At 35.2% G+C, this 24,490-nt stretch carries 23 protein-coding genes; 14 read left to right on the plus strand and 9 right to left on the minus strand.

The annotated features are described in order from the left end of the window. Positions 1-19 precede the first annotated feature (19 nt). The gene (locus J3U19_RS00355; RefSeq protein WP_267339623.1) at positions 20-1,360 is read right to left on the minus strand and encodes a replication-associated recombination protein A; all 1,341 of its coding nucleotides are present in this window, start codon (positions 1,358-1,360) and stop codon (positions 20-22) included. A gap of 175 nt (positions 1,361-1,535) precedes the next feature. Between J3U19_RS00355 and lolA the strand changes: the two genes are divergently transcribed. Then, entirely contained in the window at positions 1,536-2,129 is a 594-nt protein-coding gene (lolA, locus tag J3U19_RS00360) for an outer membrane lipoprotein chaperone LolA (RefSeq protein ID WP_267339622.1), read from the plus strand. A 556-nt stretch (positions 2,130-2,685) separates the two neighbouring features. Here lolA and exuR read toward each other — a convergent pair. After that, complete coding sequence (gene exuR, locus J3U19_RS00365) at positions 2,686-3,468, minus strand: transcriptional regulator ExuR (RefSeq protein WP_416380283.1); 783 nt, start codon at positions 3,466-3,468, stop codon at positions 2,686-2,688. 242 nt (positions 3,469-3,710) lie between these two features. Between exuR and J3U19_RS00370 the strand changes: the two genes are divergently transcribed. The 8 genes from J3U19_RS00370 (at position 3,711) to J3U19_RS00405 (ending at position 14,942) form a co-directional block, all read left to right on the plus strand. Beyond that, positions 3,711-4,979 (plus strand): MFS transporter, encoded by a 1,269-nt coding sequence (locus J3U19_RS00370; RefSeq protein ID WP_267339619.1) that lies wholly within the window; start codon positions 3,711-3,713, stop codon positions 4,977-4,979. Positions 4,980-5,047: 68 nt separating this feature from the next. Then, positions 5,048-6,460, plus strand: coding sequence for a glucuronate isomerase (gene uxaC, locus J3U19_RS00375; RefSeq protein ID WP_267345154.1), 1,413 nt, complete (start codon positions 5,048-5,050; stop codon positions 6,458-6,460). 18 nt (positions 6,461-6,478) lie between these two features. Beyond that, positions 6,479-7,942, plus strand: a complete 1,464-nt coding sequence (locus J3U19_RS00380) for a tagaturonate reductase (RefSeq protein WP_267345155.1) — start codon at positions 6,479-6,481, stop codon at positions 7,940-7,942. 13 nt (positions 7,943-7,955) lie between these two features. Then, the gene (locus J3U19_RS00385; protein ID WP_267345284.1) at positions 7,956-9,455 is read left to right on the plus strand and encodes a UxaA family hydrolase; all 1,500 of its coding nucleotides are present in this window, start codon (positions 7,956-7,958) and stop codon (positions 9,453-9,455) included. Between the two features lie 110 nt (positions 9,456-9,565). Beyond that, positions 9,566-10,882, plus strand: coding sequence for a glycoside hydrolase family 28 protein (locus J3U19_RS00390; RefSeq protein ID WP_416380282.1), 1,317 nt, complete (start codon positions 9,566-9,568; stop codon positions 10,880-10,882). A 618-nt stretch (positions 10,883-11,500) separates the two neighbouring features. Then, the gene (locus J3U19_RS00395; protein ID WP_267339615.1) at positions 11,501-12,751 is read left to right on the plus strand and encodes an oligosaccharide MFS transporter; all 1,251 of its coding nucleotides are present in this window, start codon (positions 11,501-11,503) and stop codon (positions 12,749-12,751) included. A gap of 58 nt (positions 12,752-12,809) precedes the next feature. Further along, positions 12,810-13,928: a glycoside hydrolase family 172 protein gene (locus tag J3U19_RS00400; RefSeq protein ID WP_267339614.1), complete on the plus strand. Its 1,119-nt coding sequence runs from the start codon at positions 12,810-12,812 to the stop codon at positions 13,926-13,928. 15 nt (positions 13,929-13,943) lie between these two features. Continuing rightward, on the plus strand, positions 13,944-14,942 hold the full coding sequence (locus tag J3U19_RS00405; RefSeq protein WP_267339613.1) for a substrate-binding domain-containing protein: 999 nt from the start codon (positions 13,944-13,946) through the stop codon (positions 14,940-14,942). Positions 14,943-14,973: 31 nt separating this feature from the next. On the opposite strand, the gene smpB is transcribed toward J3U19_RS00405, so the two are convergent. After that, a complete protein-coding gene (gene smpB, locus J3U19_RS00410) occupies positions 14,974-15,456 on the minus strand; it encodes an SsrA-binding protein SmpB (protein ID WP_267345157.1) in 483 nt (160 codons plus the stop codon). Between the two features lie 33 nt (positions 15,457-15,489). Here smpB and J3U19_RS00415 point away from each other — a divergent pair, with 33 nt between their 5' ends. From J3U19_RS00415 to J3U19_RS00435, 5 genes are read left to right on the plus strand one after another with little or no spacing between them, the layout of a single operon-like run. Continuing rightward, positions 15,490-15,951 (plus strand): type II toxin-antitoxin system RatA family toxin, encoded by a 462-nt coding sequence (locus J3U19_RS00415; RefSeq protein WP_267339609.1) that lies wholly within the window; start codon positions 15,490-15,492, stop codon positions 15,949-15,951. A gap of 1 nt (position 15,952) precedes the next feature. After that, entirely contained in the window at positions 15,953-16,222 is a 270-nt protein-coding gene (locus J3U19_RS00420; protein WP_267345159.1) for an RnfH family protein, read from the plus strand. Positions 16,223-16,244: 22 nt separating this feature from the next. Beyond that, positions 16,245-16,679, plus strand: a complete 435-nt coding sequence (gene zur, locus J3U19_RS00425; protein ID WP_267339606.1) for a zinc uptake transcriptional repressor Zur — start codon at positions 16,245-16,247, stop codon at positions 16,677-16,679. Further along, positions 16,667-17,023, plus strand: a complete 357-nt coding sequence (locus J3U19_RS00430; RefSeq protein ID WP_267339605.1) for an EamA family transporter — start codon at positions 16,667-16,669, stop codon at positions 17,021-17,023. The genes zur and J3U19_RS00430 overlap by 13 nt, the downstream gene beginning before the upstream one ends. Beyond that, on the plus strand, positions 17,023-17,406 hold the full coding sequence (locus J3U19_RS00435; protein ID WP_267339604.1) for a DMT family transporter: 384 nt from the start codon (positions 17,023-17,025) through the stop codon (positions 17,404-17,406). The genes J3U19_RS00430 and J3U19_RS00435 overlap by 1 nt, the downstream gene beginning before the upstream one ends. A gap of 155 nt (positions 17,407-17,561) precedes the next feature. Here J3U19_RS00435 and J3U19_RS00440 read toward each other — a convergent pair whose 3' ends face one another. The 6 genes from J3U19_RS00440 to J3U19_RS00465 all read right to left on the minus strand — a co-directional run bounded on the left by J3U19_RS00440 (position 17,562) and on the right by J3U19_RS00465 (position 24,205). Next, positions 17,562-17,714, minus strand: coding sequence for a DUF4177 domain-containing protein (locus tag J3U19_RS00440; protein ID WP_416380281.1), 153 nt, complete (start codon positions 17,712-17,714; stop codon positions 17,562-17,564). A gap of 436 nt (positions 17,715-18,150) precedes the next feature. Next, a complete protein-coding gene (gene mutT / locus J3U19_RS00445; protein ID WP_267339603.1) occupies positions 18,151-18,555 on the minus strand; it encodes an 8-oxo-dGTP diphosphatase MutT in 405 nt (134 codons plus the stop codon). Between the two features lie 117 nt (positions 18,556-18,672). Then, the gene (secA, locus tag J3U19_RS00450) at positions 18,673-21,405 is read right to left on the minus strand and encodes a preprotein translocase subunit SecA (RefSeq protein ID WP_267345160.1); all 2,733 of its coding nucleotides are present in this window, start codon (positions 21,403-21,405) and stop codon (positions 18,673-18,675) included. 82 nt (positions 21,406-21,487) lie between these two features. Beyond that, positions 21,488-21,832 (minus strand): hypothetical protein, encoded by a 345-nt coding sequence (locus tag J3U19_RS00455; RefSeq protein WP_267339601.1) that lies wholly within the window; start codon positions 21,830-21,832, stop codon positions 21,488-21,490. A 314-nt stretch (positions 21,833-22,146) separates the two neighbouring features. Continuing rightward, positions 22,147-23,700 (minus strand): multicopper oxidase family protein, encoded by a 1,554-nt coding sequence (locus J3U19_RS00460; protein ID WP_267345161.1) that lies wholly within the window; start codon positions 23,698-23,700, stop codon positions 22,147-22,149. Positions 23,701-23,833: 133 nt separating this feature from the next. Further along, the gene (locus J3U19_RS00465) at positions 23,834-24,205 is read right to left on the minus strand and encodes a hypothetical protein (protein WP_267345162.1); all 372 of its coding nucleotides are present in this window, start codon (positions 24,203-24,205) and stop codon (positions 23,834-23,836) included. Positions 24,206-24,490 lie beyond the last annotated feature (285 nt).

Raw genomic sequence — 24,490 nt, forward strand, 5'->3', positions numbered from 1 at the left:
GACCATTTTACAGATTGATTTAATCTTTGGATGGTTTATAACGTTGAATAGGGCTGGCTTGATTTTGCGATTCTAACCAAGCGAGTTTATCACGATAATTTTTTTCGGCACCACGCATGGTTGGATAATAATACTTGCTATCGGCTAATTCAGGCGGAAAATAATTTTCTCCTGCTGCAAATGCATTAGGTTCATCATGAGCATAACGATACTGAGCACCATAACCTAACTTTTTCATTAAATTTGTTGGTGCATTACGTAAATGTTGTGGAACATCATAATCGGGCTTTGATTGCGCATCAAGCATAGCTTGTTTAAAAGCTAAATATACCGCATTACTTTTTGGTGCACAAGCAAGATACACAATTGCTTGTGCGATAGCGCGCTCACCTTCAGCTGGACCAACACGTGTAAAGCAATCCCATGCCGCTAGTGCAACTTGCATTGCTCTTGGATCAGCATTACCCACATCTTCCGAAGCTATAGCTAACAATCGGCGAGCAACATAAAGTGGATCACCGCCCGCCGAAATAATTCTAGCATACCAATAGAGTGCTGCGTCGGGTGCTGAACCTCGAATCGATTTATGAACAGCAGAGATTAAATCGTAATAACGATCACCTTGATTATCAAATCGAGCGCTACGTTCTCCAATTATCTCTTTGAGTAATGCAGGCGTAAGTGGTTGTCCATCAGACATATCGACTAAAAGTTCAAGAGTATTTAAGGCACGTCTCGCATCCCCACCCACAAATTCCGCGATTTGTTTTTTGGTTTCATCTGGTAGGGTAATTTTATATTTACCGTATCCGCGTTCTGGGTCATCTATCGCTTGTTGTAAGATTAGCTCAATATCATGTGTGGTTAATGATTTAAGCAGATACACACGAGCACGTGATAATAATGCAGAATTCAATTCAAATGAAGGATTTTCAGTGGTAGCCCCTATAAATGTTACGGTACCATTTTCAACATAGGGTAAAAATGCATCTTGTTGACTTTTATTAAAACGGTGAACCTCATCAACAAATAAAATGGTACGGATACCCGCTTGCTGATTAATTTTCGCCCTTTCAATGGCTTCACGAATATCTTTGATTCCTGACGTCACTGCCGAAACTCTTTCAACTTTAGCATTGGCATGATGGGCAATGATTTCAGCAAGTGTCGTTTTACCCGTCCCAGGAGGCCCCCATAAAATCATCGAATGCAAATTACCGGCAGTAATCGCTTTTGGTAAAGGTTTGTTAGCACCCAAAAGTTGTGTTTGACCAATATATTCTGATAACGTACGAGGACGCATTCTTGCCGCTAACGGCTTAAATTCTTCTGTCGTAAATTCAAAAGACATACTAGGCATAACACATTGAGTCCAGTTTTACAAAGTTATAGGTATTATATACTTATTGAATGAAATTAGTGAAAAAGAAAAGAAAATATCTTTTCCCTCTAACTAAAAAACAGTAATATTTTAAGTAATTTCAATTATCGAAGTTGATTTCAATACTGCCAAATAAAGTACATAAGGATGAGTTATGAAAAAGTTTTTATTGTTAATGGGATTGTTGGCTAGCGCTTCAGTATGGGCTGGCGATAAAGAGTTGTTACAACGCCGCCTTGATAAAATAGATGGTTTTTATGCACATTTTTCTCAAGAGGTAAAAACTGCTGATAACCAAATGGTTCAAGAAGGTAAAGGAGAGCTTTGGGTTACAAGACCTTATTATTTTAATTGGACAATGCACGAACCCGATGAAACCTCAATTATTTCCGATGGAACAGATATGTGGGTCTATATACCAGCGGTTGAGCAGGTGAGTGTAATGGATTTAAAAAAAGCAGTGGATAATCGATTGATGCTACTGATTACTGATAGCCACAATGCCATTTGGAATGTTTATAATGTGACTCGTAAACAAGATTCATTTACATTAAAACCAACAGATGGATCTAATCAGGTTTTTGTTATTTCGGTGTTACCAACGGGCATGATTTCTAACTTTTCCATTATTGAAGAAGATGGGCAACGTAGCGACTATGAATTATTTAGCCAAAAACTTGGCAAAGTTGACTCAGACAAATTTAAATTTACTCCACCAGCAGGTATAACAATTGATGATCAACGTTAGTTCTCTGTAGAGATGATTTAAGTGATGTGAAAATTTATTTATGTCTCTTATTTATTTTTTTATTTTAAACCGTTATTAATAAAATGAGTAATGAACTTTATCAATTTTAAAGACTTTTAACAAGCTATCAGATAAAAGATGAGAACTCTGTAAAATATCAGTGAATGTCTTTTATCTGAACTTAATTATGCCATTCAATATTGCCAATATGATCATTCAGTGTTTATATGAAAAATATTATAAATATTTATTTCTAAGATCAGTTTATTGAGTATCAATCTAGAATCAGTTAGGTTAAAAAAATCGTACTGATTTGTCATTGACTAAACAAGCGATAACATAACTTATATTTTAAATTTATTGAATCTTTTTTAGTATTATTATGCCATATCGGTTTGATTGAGTCCTATTGTTATGTATAAAAAGTTCTTTTTGATATTAACTTGTCATGTTCAAAATAACACGAGTAAAAGCCCCGATCATTCACTTGTTCTATATAAAATATGAGGTTAGTTTGATATCAAGAATATGGATGAACAAGGCATAAATTGAATATTTATTCAAATTCATTTTCATTAATACTGACAACTGGATTATCTGAAAACAGGTAATGATCGCGTTTAGTTTCAAAATCTTCACTCGCTGCATCAAATAACATTTTTTTCGTATTTTCTAGATGTTGCCACATCGCTAATTTGGCTGCTTTGGGATCTCGATTGATTAATGCCTCAAGAATTTTATCATGTTCTTCCCACCAGCTTTCGATATCTTGTTGCTGTACATGTTCATGAAGTTTTTTCCATAAAGGATTTAAAGTTCGCTGTCGCCATGTTTCTTCAACAATGGTTATTAAAGCTGTATTACGCGTAATCATGGCTATTTGGGTGTGAAATTTCAGATCCCAATCAGAGTCACGATAGTGATCTTCTTTTTTGGCATTGTGCTGAATTTCTAATAGATTTACAATATCATCTTTTGTGATCTGAGTTGCAGCAAACTCAGCAATATTGCTTTCAATTAATTGACGGGCTTGTAATAATTCAAATGGCCCTGTTGTTGCAAAATTAAGTCCGTGTGAGTCACTAATTATATTGATGGTCTGTTGCTTATTTGCAATAACATGTATACCAGACCCTTTTCTAGCATCAACAAAACCTTCAACTTCTAGCATAATAATCGCTTCTCTTACCACCGAACGACTGACTTTTAATTCTTCACAAATAAGTCTTTCTGACGGTAATTTACTTCCAACAGAATAAATACCATTAATAATACGGTTTTTTAATTCTGTAGCGATAACTTGATAAAGACGCTGATGTTCATTTTGCTCTTGGATCATAATAATGTTTGAATAATTCCATAATTCTAGTTTGGTTCTTAAAATACCATCTAATTGCTTAGAGTTAAACAAGCTTTGATTAAATTTTTGTAACCTTATCTGATATTTTTTCAATAAGACTGACAAATGAACAACCGGATTTTTATGGTGGTTAATTGTTATGTTCTGTGATGTATGTCAACTTTTTAAGTTGACTGACATGTTAATATGCGCCAAAATTTATAATGTATAGGGAGCATAAAATGTACAAAGCAATAAAAAATCTTCGCTGGTATATGATAGCGTTAGTAACCATTGGCACCATTCTTGGGTATTTAACTCGAAATTCAATTGCTGTTGCTGCCCCAGTGCTTAATGAAGTCATGGGTATGACAACTCAACAATATTCATATGTTGTTGCTGCTTATTCAGCCTGTTATACCGTAATGCAACCTGTAGCTGGCTATGTACTTGACTTATTGGGTACACGCGTAGGTTATGCGGTATTCGCTCTATTATGGTCAATCTTTTGTATTAGTACTGCATTTTCAGGCAGTTGGGTTGGTCTTGCATTCACTCGTGGAGCAGTGGGTGCTGCTGAAGCGGCTATGATTCCTGCTGGTTTAAAAGCAACAAGTGAATGGTTTCCAGCGAAAGAAAGATCAATTGCCGTTGGTTGGTTTAATTTAGGATCATCGGTTGGGGCAATGATAGCACCGCCATTAGTCGCCGGAGCAATATGGTTACATAGCTGGCAGTTAGCATTTATTATTTGTGGTTTATTAAGTTTTGTTTGGGGGGTATTTTGGTTTGCTCTTTATCGTCATCCAACTAACCAAAAACGATTATCAGAAGAAGAAAGAAAATACATTCTATCTGGGCAAGAAGTAAGTCACCAAACTTCAAATACTGAAAAATTACCTGCATATAAAATTGTGAGTACTCGTCGCTTTTGGGGTATTGCCATTCCTAGATTTTTAGCTGAACCGGCATGGGGAACCTTTAACGCTTGGATCCCATTATTTATGTTTACAACTTATGGTTTTGACTTAAAACAGATTGCAATTTTTGCTTGGATGCCAATGCTGTTTGCTGATTTTGGTTGTGTACTTGGCGGCTATATGGCGCCATTTTTCCAAAAATATTTTAATGTCAGTTTGATTAACTCACGCAAATTAGTTGTGACTGTTGGTGGCATATTAATGATTGCTCCTGGGTTAATTGGGCTGTTTGCAAATCCCTATGTTGCTATCTTTTTATTTTGTATTGGAGGATTTGCTCACCAAGCATTATCTGGTGCATTAATTACATTATCTTCCGATGTATTTGGTCGAAATGAAGTTGCAACTGCAAATGGCTTTACAGGTATGGCGGCATGGCTTGCAAGTACTATCTTTGCTTTAATTGTGGGAGCGGTTGCGGAATCAGTTGGTTTTAGTCCATTATTTGTAATATTAAGTTGTCTTGATCTTTTAGCTGCATTAGCGGTATGGACAATATTAAAAGCACCATCTACAACTGAACAACAATAAATTAATCAAGTTGTACATGCCATTGGCATGTGCAATCCAATAGATAAATACGGTTTATGGAGAATAACATGCGTTTTTTAACTGAAGATTTTTTACTTGATACAGAATTTTCTCGTCAACTTTATCACAATTATGCGGCACAACAGCCAATTTTTGATTATCACTGTCATTTACCGCCAGAACAAATCGCGCAAGATTATCAATTTAAAAATTTATACGATATATGGTTAAAAGGCGATCATTATAAATGGCGTGCCATGCGCACTAATGGTGTACCAGAAAAATTTTGTACGGGCAACGACGTTAATGATTTTGATAAATTTAATGCATGGGCTGAAACAGTACCTCATACGATAGGTAATCCACTTTATCATTGGACCCATTTAGAATTACGTAGACCCTTTGGCATCGATAACATTACGCTTTCACCTGCAACGGCTGAAACCATTTGGAATACCTGTAATGCAATGCTTGAAACTAAAGATTTTACTGCGCGTAGTATTATGAAAAAAATGAATGTGAAAATGGTAGGCACAACCGATGATCCAATTGATGATTTAATTCACCATAAAACCATTGCTCAAGATACTTCATTTGATATTAAAGTTTTACCAAGTTGGCGTCCTGATAAAGCTTTTAATATTGATTCTGAATTTTTTGTTTCTTATATAGAAAAATTATCGACAGTAGCAGATATCAGCATCTCAAGCTTTCATCAACTTTGTCAGGCTTTAGCAAAACGTATGGATCATTTTGCTGCACATGGTTGTAAAGTTTCTGATCACGCTTTAGATACAGTAGTTTATGAAGAAGCAACAGAAAAAGAATTAGATGTAATTTTAACTAAACGGTTAACGGGTGCAAATTTAACTTCGAAAGAGATCGCTCAATTCAAGACTGCGGTTATCATCTACTTAGGCAGTGAATACAACAAACGTGGATGGGTTCAGCAATACCATATTGGCGCTTTACGTAATAACAATTCAAAAATGTTTAAACTGATGGGACCTGATGTTGGTTTTGATTCTATTAATGATTCGCCAATTGCTCAACCATTGTCTCGACTCTTAGATGCACAAGCTAAACAAAATGCTCTCCCTAAAACCATTCTTTATTGTTTAAATCCATCTGATAATGAAATCTTGGGTACGATGATAGGTAATTTCCAAGGGGAATCAATACAAGGCAAAATGCAATTTGGTTCAGGTTGGTGGTTTAACGATCAAAAAGATGGCATGATTCGCCAAATGACCCAACTTGCTCAACTTGGTTTATTAAGTCGTTTTGTTGGAATGCTAACCGATAGCCGCAGTTTCCTTTCTTATACTCGTCATGAATATTTTAGACGCATTTTATGCCGTATGATTGGTCGTTGGGTTGAAGATGGTGAAGCACCAGGTGATATCGAATTATTAGGACAGATGGTCAAAAATATCAGTTTTGATAATGCAAAAAACTATTTTGGTATTGAATTAAATTAATAGATTAGAGTGATAGTAATGAAAACATTAAACAGAGTTGATTTTCCTGGTGCTAAATATACTACGCGTGTTGTACAATTCGGCGAAGGCAATTTTTTGCGTGCTTTTTTAGATTGGCAATTGGATATCTTGAATGAAAAAACCGATCTTGATGCTGGTGTCGCTATTATTCGTCCACTTAATACAGACTTTCCACCATCATTAAATACGCAAGATGGTTTATATACCACGTTAATCCGTGGATTAAATGAAAGCAATGAAACGGTAAAAGAATTTAGGATGATTCGTTCGGTTAACACTGAGATAAATGTCTATACACAATATGACCAATATCTTGAACTTGCCAAAGATCCTAATATCCAATTTATTTTTTCTAATACCACTGAAGCGGGCATCAGTTATGTTGAAAGTGACAAACTCACTGACCAGCCAGCTACTAGCTATCCAGCTAAATTAACCGCTTTCTTATATGAAAGATTTAGCCATTTTTCTGGTAGCAAAGAAAGTGGTCTAATCATTATTCCATGTGAGTTAATTGATTATAATGGTGACGCACTGAAAAACTTAGTTTTAAACTATGCCAAACAATGGAATTTGTCAGACAAATTTATTAACTGGTTAGAAAATGATAATGTATTTTGTTCAACATTGGTTGATAGGATTGTACCTGGTTACCCTAAAGCTCAAATGGCTGAATTAGAATCGGAATTAGGTTATAAAGATAACTTTATTGATTCAGCAGAATACTTCTATCTTTTTGTTATCCAAGGTCCACAATGGTTAGCACAGAAATTGCGCTTAGATAAATGCAACATGAATATCAAAATTGTCGATGATATTAAGCCATATAAAGAGCGTAAAGTCGCGATTTTAAATGGTGCACACACCGCGTTGGTTCCTGTTGCTTATCTGGCAGGAATTGATACGGTAGGTGAATCAATGAATGATTCACAAATCTTCGAGTACATTAAAGAGACCATTTTTGATGAGATTATTCCTGTTTTAGATTTACCACACCAAGAATTAGTTGATTTTGCACAGTCAGTTATCAATCGTTTTAAAAACCCATTTATTGAGCACCAATTATTGTCAATCGCTCTAAATAGTATGACCAAATTTAAAACGCGTATACTTCCGCAGTTGCTCGCTTATCAAAAAGCAAAAAGCGCATTACCTAAGCATTTAGTCTTCTCTTTCGCTGCCTTAATTGCTTTTTATCGTGGTGTGAGAAGTAATCAAAATTATCCATTACAGGATGAAGCAATTTGGTTAGAGCGTTTCAGTACAGGCTGGGCGAAGGTTAATAGTGGCAATGAAACACTTGCACAATTAGTTCAAACAGTACTGAGTGATCGTGCTCATTGGGATTGTGATTTACTCAGCATTCCGCAATTATCACAAACATTAACACAATATTTAACTGTCATTACTCAAGAAGGAATGCGCAGTGCTATTAAAAAATGTGTTACTGGTAGCAAATAACATGAGTGGTGCAATGGTAAAATATATAAAAATTAATAATAAAGATAATGTTGCTGTGGCATTATCTGATATTGAAGCACATGAAAGTAATATTATAATCGATGAAAACGCCATCGATTTACCACAAGCGATCAAACAAGGACATAAATTTGCGCTTAAAGATATAGAGCCTAATGAAAATATCATTAAATATGGTTTACCAATAGGACATGCCACTTGTTTAATTAAAACTGGTGAACATATTCATTCACATAATTTAAAAACCAATTTAAGTGATATTAATGATTATAAATATCTGCCTAATTTATCCAAAAATCAGGCACTGCATGAAATAGCGGATAAACCAGTAAACATTTACCGTCGAAAAAATGGCGAAGTGGGGATCCGCAATGAACTTTGGATCATACCAACGGTAACATGTATTAATGGTATTGCTCAGCAAATTGTTAAACAGTTTTGTGATGAGCTCAATAATCAATTAGAAATTGATGCAATTACCGTACTTGAACATCCTTATGGTTGTTCGCAACTTGGGCAAGATCATAAAAACACTAAATTAATATTACAAGATCTTGTTAAACACCCTAATGCGGGGGCTGTATTAGTTATTGGACTTGGATGTGAAAATAATCAAATCTCTGAATTTAAAGCCGATCTTGGTGATTATGATGAGTCGCGTGTTAGATTTCTTATTGCTCAACAAGAAGCCGATGAAGTCGCTTGTGCCTTGGTGCAGCTAAGAGAATTGTATGCCATTATGAAGCAAGATAAACGCGAAGCAGGGCGTTTGAGTGAGTTAAAATTTGGTTTAGAATGTGGTGGATCAGATGGTTTTTCAGGCATAACCGCCAATCCGATGTTGGGACTGTTTTCCGATTATGTCATTGCTCATGGTGGAACCAGTGTTTTAACTGAAGTACCGGAAATGTTTGGTGCTGAAAATATTTTAATGTCGCACTGTGTTGATGAGCCAACTTTCGATAAAACCGTGCATATGATCAACGATTTCAAACAGTATTTCATCTCAAACAATCAACCTATTTATGAAAATCCTTCTCCGGGTAATAAAGCAGGAGGGATAACAACTTTAGAAGAAAAATCTCTTGGTTGTACGCAAAAAGCTGGTGGAAGTGAAGTGATTGATGTTTTGAACTATGGTGAAAGACTAACAAAGCTTGGTCTTAATTTACTCAGTGCACCTGGTAATGATGCGGTCGCCACCGGGGCTTTATCAGCAGCAGGATGTCATATGGTGTTGTTCACTACTGGTCGTGGTACTCCCTATGGTGGAATCGTACCAACGGTGAAAATTGCTACTAATTCGCAATTAGCTGACAAAAAAGTCAATTGGATTGATTTTAATGCTGGCAAACTGATTGAAGGTGTCTCTATGCAAGAATTATTAATTGAATTTATTGACTATATCGTACTGGTTGCTAATGGTCAGCAGACTTGCAATGAAATAAATAATTTCAGAAATCTAGCGATATTAAAAAGTGGTGTAACGCTATAACACTTTACAATCAAGGCTAAACCAGCTGGCCTTCTTATCAAAAAAATGCGAACGGTAGACGATTAAAGTCTACCGTTCACACTAAAATACAAAAGGAAGCAACAATGACAATGGTATCTGTTAAAGATTTTGGCGCTATAGGTAATGGCAAATCGCTCAACACAGCTGCATTTGCCAAAGCAATAGACCATATTGAACAACAAGGCGGTGGAATCCTTATCGTTCCCGTTGGGACATATTTGACTGGCGCAATAAAGCTTTGCAGTAATTTAACTTTAGTGATTGAACAAAATTCGACTTTATTGTTTTCCGATAATGAGCAAGATTATCCAATCGTTCATTCACGTTGGGAAGGGGTAAAGCAAGATGTGTATATGCCCTGTATTTATGGTCAATATCTTGAAAATGTCATTATCACAGGGGGAGGTAAAATTGACGGCAATGGTGCTAAATGGTGGCATACTTTCCGTCATAATCGTGATAGCCTAAGGTATCCAAGACCTTACTTAATTGGTTTTGATTTTTGCCAACGTATAACGATTGAAAAAGTCTTTTTAACTCAGTCTCCAAGTTGGACGGTACATCCAATGGAGTCAAATAATGTGGTGGTTGATAATATATCGATTTTAAATCCTGCTGATTCACCTAATACTGATGGTATCAATCCTGAATCTTGCCGTAATGTTAGAATTTCAAATTGTTATATTGATGTGGGTGATGATTGCATCGCAATCAAAGCTGGTACTGAGGAAACAGCGGACAAAAGTCCTTGTGAAAATATTTTAATAACTAATTGTAATATGATTCATGGTCATGGTGCGGTAGTATTGGGTAGTGAAATGAGTGGTAGTATTCGTAATGTGACGATTACTAACTGTGTATTTCAAAAAACAGATCGTGGTGTGAGATTTAAAACACGTCGTGGTCGCGGTGGCACCATTTCAGATATTACTTTTAGTAATATTGTTATGGATGAAGTGCTATCAGCTTTTGTGATGAACTATTATTATTACTGTGGACCAAAAGGGAACGATCCAATTGTTTGGAATAAAGATCCGATGCCAATAAATGAAGCAACACCAGCCTGCCATAATATTAGTTTTTCAAATATTATTGCTAAAAATGTGCGTGCTTATGCTGGATTTTTATATGGTATTCCTGAATCGCCCATTACCAATATTTCTTTTGATAATGTACGAGTATCAATGCAAATGAATGCCGAAGCCGGCGAAGTTGATATGTTTAAGGATGTTAAATCAGAGGCAGGTAAAGGATTTTTTATCGAAAATGCACAAAGTATTTTGTTTAATAACGTTATTGTCGATAATGTTGTGAGTGAGCCACTTTGTGTTAAAAACAGTCTTGATGTTCATGTTAATCAAACATTTGTGAAGCAGGATGGCAAATTAATTAAACTGGAAGTTTAAAAGCATTATCACTGATCTTTTAAATTCTATTAAAAAAATCAGTGATTGTTAGTAAATAACCGCTTGAATAGCGGTTATTTTTATCATTAAAAAGCATAACTTAAGCATTCTCCTTTTAAAAATAGGTTGGCATAAACTTGTCGATAATTTTTTACCATTTAACAGAGGTACTCTGACATTCAAAAAACGTTTTAATGATTTATCTACTGTTATTCCTTTTACTTAATTAATCCACATTAAAATCTATCCAATATGCATTGCAAATTTACACCACATTATCATTTGAGTGGAAGTTATCTTCGCTGGGGGTAAATCCTGCTGCACATAAAAAATGTAATGAATCTTTATTGAAATGAGAAAGGTGAGACCAACGGATAACAGCGCTGTTAATTTTATAGCTAATGACACCAACCTACAGAATTTGTGCGTTATTTTACGGTCTACATGACCAGCTCTAAACTTAGCAACGACTGATCGTTAGGTAGCTTAGAATTTTTGTTTACTTTTCTTAAGTAAAATAACTTTGATGTTGATCACATTTATCTAATAAACCTTTTAAAGCTAAATTTTTAGCTCTGCATACTCAATTGCAGTGGTTCACTCTATATAGGATAAATTATGACAACTGCATTTTATAATAAACCAACATATTGGTTCGCTTCCTGTTACAGTTTTATGTATTACGCAGCAGGAAGTTTTGTTTTTTCCTTTTATGCTATATGGCTAAGTAAAGAGATAGGCTTAAGCGCAAAACAGACCGGCATTATTTATTCGTTTAACTACTTTATTTCATTAATCATTATGATTATGTATGGAGTTTACCAAGATAAACTAGTGCTAAAAAAACACCTTGTCTGGTTTCAAAGTATTATTATTACCTGCGCCGCTCCAGCATTAATTTACGTCTATGAGCCACTATTACGCCATAATTTCTACGTAGGAGTGATTTTTGGTAGTTTCTTTTTAGGCTTTGGTTGGATTGCTGGCATGGGGCTAATTGATTCCTATTGCGAAAAAATCAGCCGAGCGTTTGGTTTTGAGTTTGGTCAATGTCGAACATGGGGATGTATTGCTTATGCTGTTGGTACTTTTATTGCAGGTATTTTAATTAGTCTTAACCCTCACCTTAATTTTTGGGCGGCATCGGCAGTTGGTGTTTGTTTCATGATTCTTAATTTCAACTTCAAACCTGATTTGAGTAAATCATCAGAAGCGGTGTTTCAGAAAAAGGATAAACTCAGTTTTAGTGAGATCCTTTCCGTTTTTACCCTGAAAAAATTCTGGATATTTGTTATTTATGTACTCGGAACCTATAGTCTTTATAATATTTATGATCAGCAGTTATTTCCGGTTTATTTCACACAACAGTTTGACGATATCAATGATGGTTATCGCTTATATGGTATTTTAAATTCTTTCCAAGTTTTTTTAGAAGCCGCCATTATGTTTTGTGTACCATTTGTAGTGAATCGTGTTGGTGCAAAAAATGCATTGATTTTTGCAGCATTTATTTCGGCTTCTCGTATCTTTCTAACGGGTCACGTTAGCAGTATTGCAATTATCTCAGTGATTAAGCTTATGCACTGCTTAGAGATTTCAACCATTTTGGTTTCAGTATTTAAATATATTGATAATAACTTTAATGCTCGCTTATCTGCGACTGTTTTTTTAATTGGTTATCAGGTTGCAGGATCAGTGGGGGTCATTTTATTTTCAACGTTAGTTGGTGATTTTTATGATACCGCAGGGGCGGCAACTACATTTAATAATCTTGGTTTAGTTGTGCTAGGCTTTATGATTTTCGCCATCATCTTCCTAAGTCGTGACAGGAAAAGTATCAATATCGAAACTGAGCAGGAAGTTAATTAAGTTAACACTGTTTTTAATTTTCATTAATCGAATTTAATCACGTTAGTAAGGATTCACAATGAACATATATAATTCTGTAACACAATTTCACTTTGAACAAACTCGCACCATTTCACCGGAAAACATGACTGGTGAAAAAGGACAATCGTGCATGAAAAGCAGCGCATTAGGTCCTAGTCGTAAGGGACAAGGTTGCATTTCAATTGCTTCAGGCGAAACGGTAACCATTGCCCAAATCACAGGTCCGGCCGAGATTCGCCATATGTGGTTTACCTTAACTGATAGAACGCATCGCGGTAGTTTTGTGCTTCGTGATGTAGTGATTCGCATCTATTGGGACGATGAAAAAATTCCTTCCGTTGAAAGCCCTATTGGGGATTTTTTCTGTAATGGTTTTGGGGCAAGATGCGATATTAATTCTGTGCCAATTGTTGTTAATCCAACAGGTGGGTTTAATAGCTATTTTAGAATGCCATTTAATAAAAAAGCGCGCATTGAAATTCAAAATGAGCACGAAGCGGATTTACAACATTTCTTCTTCACTATTAATTATGCCATTATGCCCAAACCGTTTGAGGCACCGCTTTATTTCCATGCACAATGGCGTAGACAACGCGTCACCAACTATGCGCAAGACTATGTAATATTAGACAATGTTGAAGGTCATGGTTATTATGTTGGTACTTACTTAGCACTGACTGCCCTTGAGCGCTATTGGTGGGGAGAAGGTGAGTTTAAGTTTTATCTAGATGATGATAGCAATTACCCAACTCAGCATTCAACCGGTTCAGAAGACTATTTTGGTGGTGCATGGGCATTTCATAACCGAGATACTCAAGGTCGGCCAAAGGCTAAATGTTTCCAAACGTTATTTATGGGGTATCCATATCAAACCAATCGTGATGCAACGCGTGATTTTTTTCAAACAGGAGATTCTAACCCCGTACACGGTTTTGGTGATGATAGCCTACCTATGCATGGCTTATATCGTTGGCATTTACCCGATCCAATCGCATTCCATAAAAATATCAAACTTGCATTCCAACAAATTGGTAATGATGATATAAGATTATATGAACGTTGTGATGATATTGCCAGTGTTGCTTATTGGTATCAAAGTCCATCGGAAAACCATAATCCGGTATTTCCGAATAAACAACAACGTACACCACGATAATTGAGAGATGAGTAAATGGCGAGTAATAAAATAAAAATTAATGATATTGCTCGTTTGGCTGGCGTGTCGGCAACGACCGTCAGTCATATTTTTAATAAACGAGACAAAAAATATCGTATTTCACCGCACACACGACAACGGGTATTAGCCATTGCTCAGCAATATAGTGATCAATCTCATATTCGTCAATGTTTGATAAAAGCTAACAGTACCAATACGGTGGGTGTGATTGTTCCTGATATGTCGAATTCTTTTTTTTCAATGTTTTTGCATCATTTAGAAGCATCATTTCGGCAAAAAAACATTCAATTATTAATTACGTGCAGTCATTATAATAAAGATGTCGAAGTGAATGTCGCCCAAAATTTAGTTGAACGCAAAGTGGATGCGATGATTGTGGTGACATCTTTAGACAGTGATGAATTTTATGTGAGTATTAACCAACACACTCCGGTTCTGTTTTTTGACCGCTATCTTAAAGACACCTCATTACCTTTTATTACAAGTGAATCATTGCATTCAGTTGCTGAATTAATTCGACCTTATGCCGAACAATTAGATGAGTTTTATTTTATTGGCTGTGATACACAATTGACATCGATTGATGCAAGGCTTGAAGGATTTAAGCAAGGTCTGAATAAAGCTGGTTTAACCGTTAATCCACATTGGCTAGTCAGTGATGATTATTGTCCCAATAAAGGATACGAATTACTAAAAAATTTACATCACAAATTAGGGCGATTACCAAAAGCGATTTTTACACCATCAGGAAATTTGTTACAAGAAGTGCTTAGTTATTTGGTGGAAATCAAGCTCGATCCAAAAAAAATTTGCTTATGTTCTTATGACTACAATATTTATTTAGATTACTCTTATTACCCGATTGATGCAATTGCGCAGGATTTTCAAAGTATGGCGCATGTTTGTGTTGATGTTATCGATAATTTACTTAACTTTAATGAGTTAAAAAACCCTGCAATTTTTATCAAACCACAAATAATACGCCATCATTAAGTTGAGCATAGCGCGATGAATCACGCAATGATTAACGATTGGCGTTTTTCATAATACGGGCTTTATCAACCTGCCATTGACGCTCTTTAATATCGGAGCGTTTATCGTACTCTTTTTTACCTTTCGCCACACCAATTTTTACTTTCGCCCAAGCATTTTTCCAATATAAAGAAAGGGCGACAACAGTATAACCTTGGCGATTGATTTGACCAAATAATGAGTTGAGCTCACGTTCATTTAATAACAATTTTCGATTGCGCATAGGCTCACATATTACATGTGTTGATGCAACATTTAATGGTGTAATTGTTGCGCCAAATAACCATGCTTCATCATCTTTAAGTAAAACATAGCTATCACTTATGTTGGCTTTACCTGCACGTAATGATTTTACTTCCCAGCCTTGCAGGGATAGTCCTGCCTCGATTTCTTGTTCAATAAAGTACTCATGGCGTGCGCGTTTATTTAGTGCTATAGTTGCCGAACCCGGCTTGTGTGATTTTTTCTTAGTCATAATGTGCGATATTATAAAGTTACGTGGTACTATATGCCATTAATTTTAACTTTTCATTTTATTATTATGGCACATGTTTTTCACGAGGTTATCGAGCCTTATTCAATTGAGCAAATGTTTACTTTGGTCAATGATATTACTCACTATCCAGAATTTGTACCTGATTGTATCGCAACTGGCATTATTAGAAAACAAGATAATTTAATGGCCGCATTTATTGAAGTTGAAAAATTAGGGTTTAAGAAATCTTTTACAACATTAAACAAAATTAATCAGCCTCATTCTATCGAAATGAGTTTGTTAGACGGCCCATTTAAATACTTATCGGGAAAATGGCAATTTACTGCATTAGGTGAACACAAAAGTAAAATTAGTTTCGATTTGGATTTTGAATTCAAAAATAAATTACTTGATATAGCGTTCACTCCAGTTTTTAAAGAGGTGATGTCTAACATGGTTAATGCATTTTCACAAAGAGCAAGGCAGATTTATTAAGATGAACAGTATTCAAGTTGTTTATGCGCTACCAAATAATCCAACCATCATTACTTGCGATGTTGATGAGCAAACGAATGTCTTGCAAGCAATTACAAAATCCAATATCTTATCAATATGTCAGATAAAATTGGATGGGCTTTTGATTGGTATTTATGGCAAACGTTGTGATCTTAATGATTTGGTGAAAAATGGTGATCGTATTGAAATTTATCGCCCATTAATTAATGATCCTAAAGAAATCAGACGAAGAAGAGCAGCAAAAAAATAGTTTATGAAGCAAAGGAAACACAATGCTTAATCTGCTAATTGAAAAAATAGAAAATTTATGCAAGAAGCGTGGGATTAAATTAACAACACAGCGTCGAACTGTGTTAGGCATTATGCTCAAAGCAAATAAGGCAATGAGTGCATATGATCTTTTAGATTTGCTTAAAGTCAGTGAACCAAAAGCAAAACCGCCAACAATTTATCGTGCATTGGAATTTTTGCTTGAACAAGGTTTTATCCATAAAGTAGAATCGTCTAATAGTTTTATTATTTGTCCAAATTTTCATGATCCAGAACATATTTCCATACTGTTTATTTGTGATAAGTGTCAACAGATTATTGAAAAACATTCTCAAGATATAGAAACACAACTTAAGCAGTTAGCGCAACAAAATGAGTTTTTAATAAAACATAGTGTGCTTGAAATCCATGGAATTTGTCAGTCATGTCAGCCTTAATTATTATTCTTTGGTTTGTTAATTTATTTTGTGATACTGTCGGACAAATTGCATTTAAATATGCCGCGATAACTTCAAAACATCAACAAGGTTTATATTATTGGCAAAAATTGTTTGGTAATTTCTGGCTTTGGTTAGGTTTTGGTACTTATTTTGTTGGTTTTATTTTTTGGCTGGCTTTTTTAAGTGAAGTTCCATTATCGCAAGGTATTTTATTAGGATCGTTTAATATCATCACGGTTATGGTTGCTGGACGCATCTTATTCAAAGAACATCTAACAGCATTTCGTCTTATCGGTATATTGTTTATCACTATCGGCGTGATATTAGTGGGACTGACTTAATGAAAAAATTTTATATCATTGGTTTTATCTTATTATTGTTTTTTGATACGTTTGGTCAAACTACTTTCAAATTAACCGCATTATCAGCTTTACCATTTGAAATAAGTTTCGATTGGTTAATTCGTATTTTTAGTCATGGATGGGTCTATTTGGTAATTTTAGGCTACACTGGTGCATTTATGACTTGGATGGTTTTATTAAAAAATGCGCCGGTAGGACCAGCTTTTGCTGCTTCTCATCTACAAGTGGTGACGGTTATGCTAGTTTCAATAATTGTGTTTAATGAACATATAACGTTAACTCGTTTGCTTGGTGGACTATGTATTATTATTGGTATTGTATTTTTAGCGTTAGCTGAGCAAAAATTACAATGCAAAAAGTAAATTTTTATACTGAAACGTTTGCATTACCTGAAACTTTTTGACAAAAGTTATTTTTTTGACTTGCTAACTTTTAAGATTGATTATTGATTGGATCTATTTATTATCAGGAATCAATAAAGTTATTAGGGATATTGATTCCTTTCATAATTGTCCGGTTAGAAAAAGTTTTGTTTAATTTCGTTGCCTTCACGTTCCATGATAACTAAGTAAGCTTCTCTACGCCAAAATAGAAACAAACGACGTATGTCTGTTTCCATAGTAACAACTTGCCAACCTTGAACTGCATATTTATTTAAAAAATCAGACAATTTTACTGGATTAGCGTTAGCTATACCTAAAGCAATGAAGATAACGTACCTTCTCGATAGAGTACTACTTAATATTCTTTCATATGGTTAAACCTTAAATCCATTTACCAATATAGTCATTTTTTTGATTGTGATATTAAAAAACAGACAGAAATTAGACCTTTTTTAGCCAATTAAACAAATATTGAACCTTATGATTTTTAGGATTAATCAATCTAAATTGTTTAATTCTGATTTTGTTAAAACGTTTCAGGTAATGCAAACGTTTCAGTATAAAAAAGAGAATTTTGGTGAATATTATGATATAGAATCATGATGATGACATCGTTTTGCAAAAGTGAATAAGTAAATTAGAGAGTTTTAATATGATAAAAAAACAAAAAGCACCCTAGCTTCAAAAACATTCAAAGCTATTTAAAGCCAACAGACAAATAAATCAAATTTGTTTATCTAGATTCTTAAGCATTTCAATGATCGGTCTATTGGCATCTGGAAATTCGTCAGCATTGAGATCTTGTTGATCAATCCAACGGCTAGGTTGGCCTTCTTTAGCAAATGGTACGCCGTCCCATTCTTCAACGAGGTAAGCATGAATAGTGATATGACGATCATCATAACTGTGTTTAAAAATATTTAAAAATTGGGCTTGATGAATTTGGATATCAACTTCTTCAGCTATTTCACGTTGTAAGGTTTGAAATGGGGTTTCACCTACTTCAATCTTGCCACCTGGAAATTCCCAAAAACCAGCAAGATGTGAGTCTTCACCGCGTTGAGTTATAAAGATCTGACAATCTTGTGAACGAATTATACCTACAGCAATTTCAGTATGTTTTTTCATAATCCTGTCTATTTGTTATCAACATCAGGGAAAGTGGCTACTTTCCCTGATAATGTAAGTACCGAGTTTAATCGGTTATTTAATATCAATATTATTTGATGATACTAAATTTTTGCCTTAGTGAACAGCACCATGACAATGTTTATATTTTTTACCTGAGCCACAAGGACATGGATCATTACGTCCAACTTTGGTTTGGTTCCTTACGATTGGTTGTGATGACGATCCAGCTGATTGGTCTTTACTTTCACTACCCATACTAGTTACCTCTTCATGGTTGGTTTGTTGCTTTGCCATTAATTTTTCCATTTCTGCTAGGCGTTGTCGTTCAGCTTCATCGACTTCTTCTTGTGAACGAATTTGTACACGACTTAAAATACCAATTACATCATATTTTAACGATTCTAACATGCTGGCAAACATGTTAAATGATTCGCGTTTATATTCTTGTTTTGGATCTTTTTGAGCATAACCACGTAAATGAATCCCTTGACGTAAATAATCCATTGCCGCAAGATGTTCTTTCCATAAAGTATCGAGTGTTTGTAACATAACACTTTTTTCGAATTGTCTAAATGCTTCAGAACCAGCAATATTTTCTTTTTCGATATAGGTATCTTGTGCTATTTGTAAAATACGTTCACGTAATGTTTCCTCGTGCAGATTTTGTTCCTCATCTAACCATTTAGCAATAGGTAAATCTAAATCAAAATCGTTTTTAAGTGCTGTTTCGAGTCCTGCAACATCCCACATTTCTTCAATGGATTGCGGTGGAATATATTGATCAATTAATGCGTTAAAGACATCACCACGGATTGAATTGATCGTTTCTTTAATATCTGAATTATCGAGTAATTCATTACGTTGTCGATAAATTGCTTTACGTTGATCGTTGGCAACATCATCATATTCAAGTAACTGTTTACGAATATCAAAGTTACGACTTTCAACTTTCTTTTGAGCGTTAGCAATGGCTTTAGTTACCCAAGGATGCTCAATGGCTTCACCTTCTTTCATACCAAGTTTACGCATCATATTGCCTACACGATCAGAAGCAAAAATACGCATTAACGGATCTTCCAGTGATAAGTAAAAACGTGATGCTCCCGGATCACCTTGACGACCTGCACGACCGCGTAACTGGTTATCTATACGACGGGATTCGTGACGTTCAGTACCCAAAATATAAAGTCCGCCAAGCGCAATGACTTCTTCATGTCTTGCTTGCCATGCTTGTTTGGCTGTTTCGATATCTTCAGGGGTTGGTTCTTCAAGTTTCGCTATCTCGCTTTGCCAGTTACCGCCAAGCATAATATCAGTACCACGACCCGCCATATTGGTGGCAATTGTTACGGCACCTTTACGACCAGCTTGAGCGATGATTTCCGCTTCCTGAGCATGAAATTTAGCATTAAGTACGTTATGCTTAATCCCTGCTTTTTTAAAAGCAGATGAAACTAATTCAGATTTTTCAATTGAGGCTGTCCCAACTAAGACAGGTTGTCCGCGCTCTACACAAGCTTTCACATCAGTTACAATAGCATTGATTTTTTCTTTCTCAGTCATATAGACAAGATCAGGTTGATCTTTGCGTACCATCGGGCGATTGGTTGGAATAACAATGGTATCTAAACCATAAATTTGATTGAATTCAAAGGCTTCAGTATCAGCTGTTCCTGTCATCCCTGCTAGTTTTTCATATAAACGGAAATAGTTTTGGAATGTGATTGATGCTAATGTTTGGTTTTCATTTTGAATTTTAACATGTTCTTTGGCTTCAACGGCTTGATGCAAACCATCCGACCAACGTCGACCATCCATAGTCCTACCAGTATGTTCATCAACGATAATGATTTCGTTATCTCTAACAATGTAATCAACATCTTTATGGAATAGGTGATGAGCGCGTAATGCGGCATTAACATGATGCATTAATACAATATTACCGGGTGCATAAAGTGATTCGTCACCTCTCATAATACCGTTTTTAATAAGCAACTCTTCAACTTTCACTAATCCCCGTTCAGTTAAGTTTACCTGACGAGATTTTTCATCAATAGAAAAATCACCATCACCTTGGAATTGTTCGGAATCTTCTTTTTCTTGTTGCACTAAAAATGGAATAATTTTATCGACACTAATATATCGGTCTGAACTATCTTCAGCTTGTCCTGAAATGATAAGTGGTGTTCTGGCTTCATCAATTAGAATTGAGTCAACCTCATCGACTAATGCATAGTGTAATGGACGTTGTACGCGCGAATCTTTAGTAAATACCATATTGTCACGTAAGTAATCAAAGCCATATTCATTATTCGTACCATAAGTAATATCGGCATTGTAAGCTTCACGTTTAATGTGTGGTGGCATATTAGGTAAGTTGATGCCAACGGATAATCCTAAAAATTCAAATAGTGGGCGATTATTTTCAGCATCGCGTTGTGCTAGGTAGTCATTGACGGTAACAACATGCACCCCTTTACCTGTTAAGGCATTCAAATAAGCGGGTAAGGTTGCTGTTAACGTTTTACCTTCACCAGTACGCATTTCAGCAATACAACGTTCATTTAAAACCATGCCACCAATAAGTTGTACATCAAAATGACGCATACCAAAAACGCGCTTACTTGCTTCGCGTACAACGGCGAAAGCTTCTTCTAAAATGTCATCTAACTTAGTACCATCTCCAATTCTTTGTTTAAATTCTGTGGTTTTAGCTTTAAGTTCCTCATCAGTTAATGCTTCCATTTGCGGTTCAAGGGCATTAATTCTTTCAACACGTTTACGCATCATTTTTAATACGCGTTCATTGCGGCTACCAAATACTTTAGTTAATAATTTTAATAACATAACTTTTCTCTTGTTCTTTTTAATAGATATAGTAAGGCTGATACCTTATACAACAATTTAAATACATTGAGCGGTAGGCTCATCAAGCAGTAGCATCGGGTCCAGCCCTTATGCCATTATTTGGTGATAATCGAATAATGGTATTTGGACTAATCTCAGTGTAATTTAATGGCGTAAATGACTTATAAAATTGTGGTTTTTGTGATAAGGCTAATGTTTGTGTTTTTGTTGTTATCGGCGCTTGATGATCTTGTACGATTAGGGTAATAGTAATAATGCCAACTTGGGATGTTGACAATTGTACCGGTAAAGCATTTTCTTGACATAATCCAAACCCAGCAGCAATCACACCTAATAATAAGTGCGATAAAGCAGTATTGATAATCAAGCGTTTGCTGATTTTTTGCCAATAATTGATCATGATCATTTTGGCAGTATATTAGCATTTTTTGTCAAAATCAAAAATAATTATTACAACAAGTTAAGCGATTATTTGAAGTACTGAAGTGATAAGCGGATAAACCTAATAAGACCTATTATCAATAAAAAGTAATTTAAATTGATCAAAACTTGCATGGTAATAAGTTGTACCTTGAAAGTTGTGATTAAAATTAGTTTAAAAAGCGATTAGCTAATATTCTAATCTTTAAACTCTGTCTGAGAACTTTCTTTATTAACAAAATCTTCCCCCCCTTCTAATTTTAATAAACAGCGATTAAAAATAGGGAGGGGATAGTCAAACTATTTCACCATTAATTGTCCCATCATGCCCAATGTTTCATGTTCAACTATATGGCAGTGGTACATACGTAATCCCGGCATATTTTGTTGAATTTTTAGAGTGATTTTTTCACGTGGGCGTAGATTAATGGTATCTTTTAATGCCACATATTCAGGTCGTGTCGTTTTACCGTCGAATTCATGTGAAACAGCGGTAAACTGTGCACCATGTATATGAAAATTATGATCCATATGAGAGTTATTAAAAATTGTCCACTCTTCAATTTCATGAATTTTACTCTCTAAATCAATACGTTGCATATCATGACGTTTGCCATTAATTAAAAATAGCATACCACCACGCGGTTCTTTCATATCCATCACTTCTGTATATTCTAGTGATTTATGGGCAGTTGCTTGTCCTACTTTTGGTAATTCACGTAAGATTGACGGTAAAGTAATTGAGGATGATTGTGTTAAGACTAATTCTCCGAGTATGATATCTTGTTCTGGGGGGACATTGCCCATTTTACCACGATCGTAACCAATTGATTGTAAATAAACGACTCCAGATTTCTTTGGTACAATAACTAATTCAGCACGTTCAGCTGGTGACAATAATAATGGTGAAGTTAGTTTAATGGATTCAGGCATCAATCCTCCATCCGTTCCGACTAAATAAACATCACAGTTCGGTATGGATAAATTTAGATAACGTCCAGAACACGCATTCCAAATACGTACTCGGGTTGCAGTATTCACCGTGATTTTAGGACGATAAGCACCGTTAATTAATACAAATTGTCCTTCACGACCATTCATCCAATCAACCATTGAGTTATCGGCAATTTCACCTTTATCGGTCAATTTTAAATCGGAAAAGAACCAGTTTTGTTCAGGTAAAGAGGCGAGAGGGTCGTTTTTACTGCGTACAATAAATATTCCGGCTAAGCCACGGGCAATTTGTTCAGCAACAGTTTCATGTCCATGAGGATGATACCAGAAGGTACCTGAATTACCTTCAGGAATCGTAAACTCATAAGTTCGACTATGACCAGCTGGGATTGCGTCTTGCGGATTGCCATCCTGATTGGATGGAATCAGTAAACCATGCCAATGTACAGTGGTTGCTTGCGGTAAACTATTTTTAACGGTTATTTTGACTTTATCACCTTCAAACGCTTCAATTGCTGGGCCAGGAATACTATTGTTATATGCCCAGAATTCTGTTGTTAATTCTGGTGTTAATTTAATTTTAACGGGTTTAGCTTCAATATCTGCTTCGAAAGTACCTTGTTTATCACTAGTATTTTTTAAGTGTACTAATTCTGGTAAATTTCGACCTTGTGGTAATGCTGAAGTTGGTAAAAGTTTTTGTGGAGAGTTGTTATGGCTCATATTCATATTCATACTCATATGTTCGTGGTGCATACTGTCCCCCTTTTGACATTCATCAGAATTTGTTGTGCACATGGCATGACTCATAGTTGAGTGGTCCATTTTGGCAAAGGCTTTGGTAACCGCTAATCCACTGATTGCAGTGGTAATATTTAATAAAAAATGTCGACGTTTCATAATATACCTTTCATCTTCATTCAAATAAAATAATGACTCTTTTGTTAGTAACGATAAAACTGATCGCAAAACGGTCACTTGACTGATAACTACTTGAACTAACTTTTAAAATAAATACAAATTAAATATGTAATTAAGCGATTCTAGGTGGTTTTAATTCAGGAATACATTCTTTGTATTGTGGCGCAAAGTTATAGGAAAAATACGGTTCACGATGGGGCAATAACACCAGATCAAATCTAATATCAGGAATGAGTATCTTGCAAGATGAGTAGTGATTAAAATGTATGCAATTTGAGAAAAATTTGGATTTTTTGGCTAAAAGATGATAATTGCTAGGTTTCTTGCTTACTGCTGGCATAAATGCGTTGTGCTGTGAAGCCTGAATCACAGGCGAAGATAAATTAAAGTTAACAAACAAATAGTTAACAAAATAACCTAATAAAAAAATTATTGTTAATATGGCAATAAGACAATTTTGTTTTTTGATGATTCTTAATGACATGTAAAATCTCACTATTCATCTAACAAAGGCTATTTAGACTTATTTTACTTAAAAAAGTATCAAAGTTATACTATTTTTACAGATATTAACAATGGTTATTACTCAACCAAAAATAAATAGTATTTCAACAGTTTAAGTTAACGACCTAAATAGCCACTTATTTTTTCATTAACCTATTCATCTAAATTGATATTTTAGAGTATTTTTTATTCATCGTCAAAAGCACTCTCTCTGATCCTGATACTATCGGTAATGTCACGCCAAATGACCATCAGCTGATCTTCG

The organism is Gilliamella sp. B2828, assembly GCF_026537125.1.
Taxonomy (GTDB): domain Bacteria; phylum Pseudomonadota; class Gammaproteobacteria; order Enterobacterales; family Orbaceae; genus Gilliamella.

Bases quoted from the DNA above. Each gene is read 5' to 3' on its own strand.
- J3U19_RS00355 (WP_267339623.1), bottom strand. From the start codon at position 1,360: ATGCCTAGTATGTCTTTTGAATTTACGACAGAAGAATTTAAGCCGTTA.
- lolA (WP_267339622.1), top strand. From the start codon at position 1,536: ATGAAAAAGTTTTTATTGTTAATGGGATTGTTGGCTAGCGCTTCAGTA.
- exuR (WP_416380283.1), bottom strand. From the start codon at position 3,468: ATGATCCAAGAGCAAAATGAACATCAGCGTCTTTATCAAGTTATCGCT.
- J3U19_RS00370 (WP_267339619.1), top strand. From the start codon at position 3,711: ATGTACAAAGCAATAAAAAATCTTCGCTGGTATATGATAGCGTTAGTA.
- uxaC (WP_267345154.1), top strand. From the start codon at position 5,048: ATGCGTTTTTTAACTGAAGATTTTTTACTTGATACAGAATTTTCTCGT.
- J3U19_RS00380 (WP_267345155.1), top strand. From the start codon at position 6,479: ATGAAAACATTAAACAGAGTTGATTTTCCTGGTGCTAAATATACTACG.
- J3U19_RS00385 (WP_267345284.1), top strand. From the start codon at position 7,956: ATGGTAAAATATATAAAAATTAATAATAAAGATAATGTTGCTGTGGCA.
- J3U19_RS00390 (WP_416380282.1), top strand. From the start codon at position 9,566: ATGGTATCTGTTAAAGATTTTGGCGCTATAGGTAATGGCAAATCGCTC.
- J3U19_RS00395 (WP_267339615.1), top strand. From the start codon at position 11,501: ATGACAACTGCATTTTATAATAAACCAACATATTGGTTCGCTTCCTGT.
- J3U19_RS00400 (WP_267339614.1), top strand. From the start codon at position 12,810: ATGAACATATATAATTCTGTAACACAATTTCACTTTGAACAAACTCGC.
- J3U19_RS00405 (WP_267339613.1), top strand. From the start codon at position 13,944: ATGGCGAGTAATAAAATAAAAATTAATGATATTGCTCGTTTGGCTGGC.
- smpB (WP_267345157.1), bottom strand. From the start codon at position 15,456: ATGACTAAGAAAAAATCACACAAGCCGGGTTCGGCAACTATAGCACTA.
- J3U19_RS00415 (WP_267339609.1), top strand. From the start codon at position 15,490: ATGCCATTAATTTTAACTTTTCATTTTATTATTATGGCACATGTTTTT.
- J3U19_RS00420 (WP_267345159.1), top strand. From the start codon at position 15,953: ATGAACAGTATTCAAGTTGTTTATGCGCTACCAAATAATCCAACCATC.
- zur (WP_267339606.1), top strand. From the start codon at position 16,245: ATGCTTAATCTGCTAATTGAAAAAATAGAAAATTTATGCAAGAAGCGT.
- J3U19_RS00430 (WP_267339605.1), top strand. From the start codon at position 16,667: ATGTCAGCCTTAATTATTATTCTTTGGTTTGTTAATTTATTTTGTGAT.
- J3U19_RS00435 (WP_267339604.1), top strand. From the start codon at position 17,023: ATGAAAAAATTTTATATCATTGGTTTTATCTTATTATTGTTTTTTGAT.
- mutT (WP_267339603.1), bottom strand. From the start codon at position 18,555: ATGAAAAAACATACTGAAATTGCTGTAGGTATAATTCGTTCACAAGAT.
- secA (WP_267345160.1), bottom strand. From the start codon at position 21,405: ATGTTATTAAAATTATTAACTAAAGTATTTGGTAGCCGCAATGAACGC.
- J3U19_RS00455 (WP_267339601.1), bottom strand. From the start codon at position 21,832: ATGATCATGATCAATTATTGGCAAAAAATCAGCAAACGCTTGATTATC.
- J3U19_RS00460 (WP_267345161.1), bottom strand. From the start codon at position 23,700: ATGAAACGTCGACATTTTTTATTAAATATTACCACTGCAATCAGTGGA.
- J3U19_RS00465 (WP_267345162.1), bottom strand. From the start codon at position 24,205: ATGTCATTAAGAATCATCAAAAAACAAAATTGTCTTATTGCCATATTA.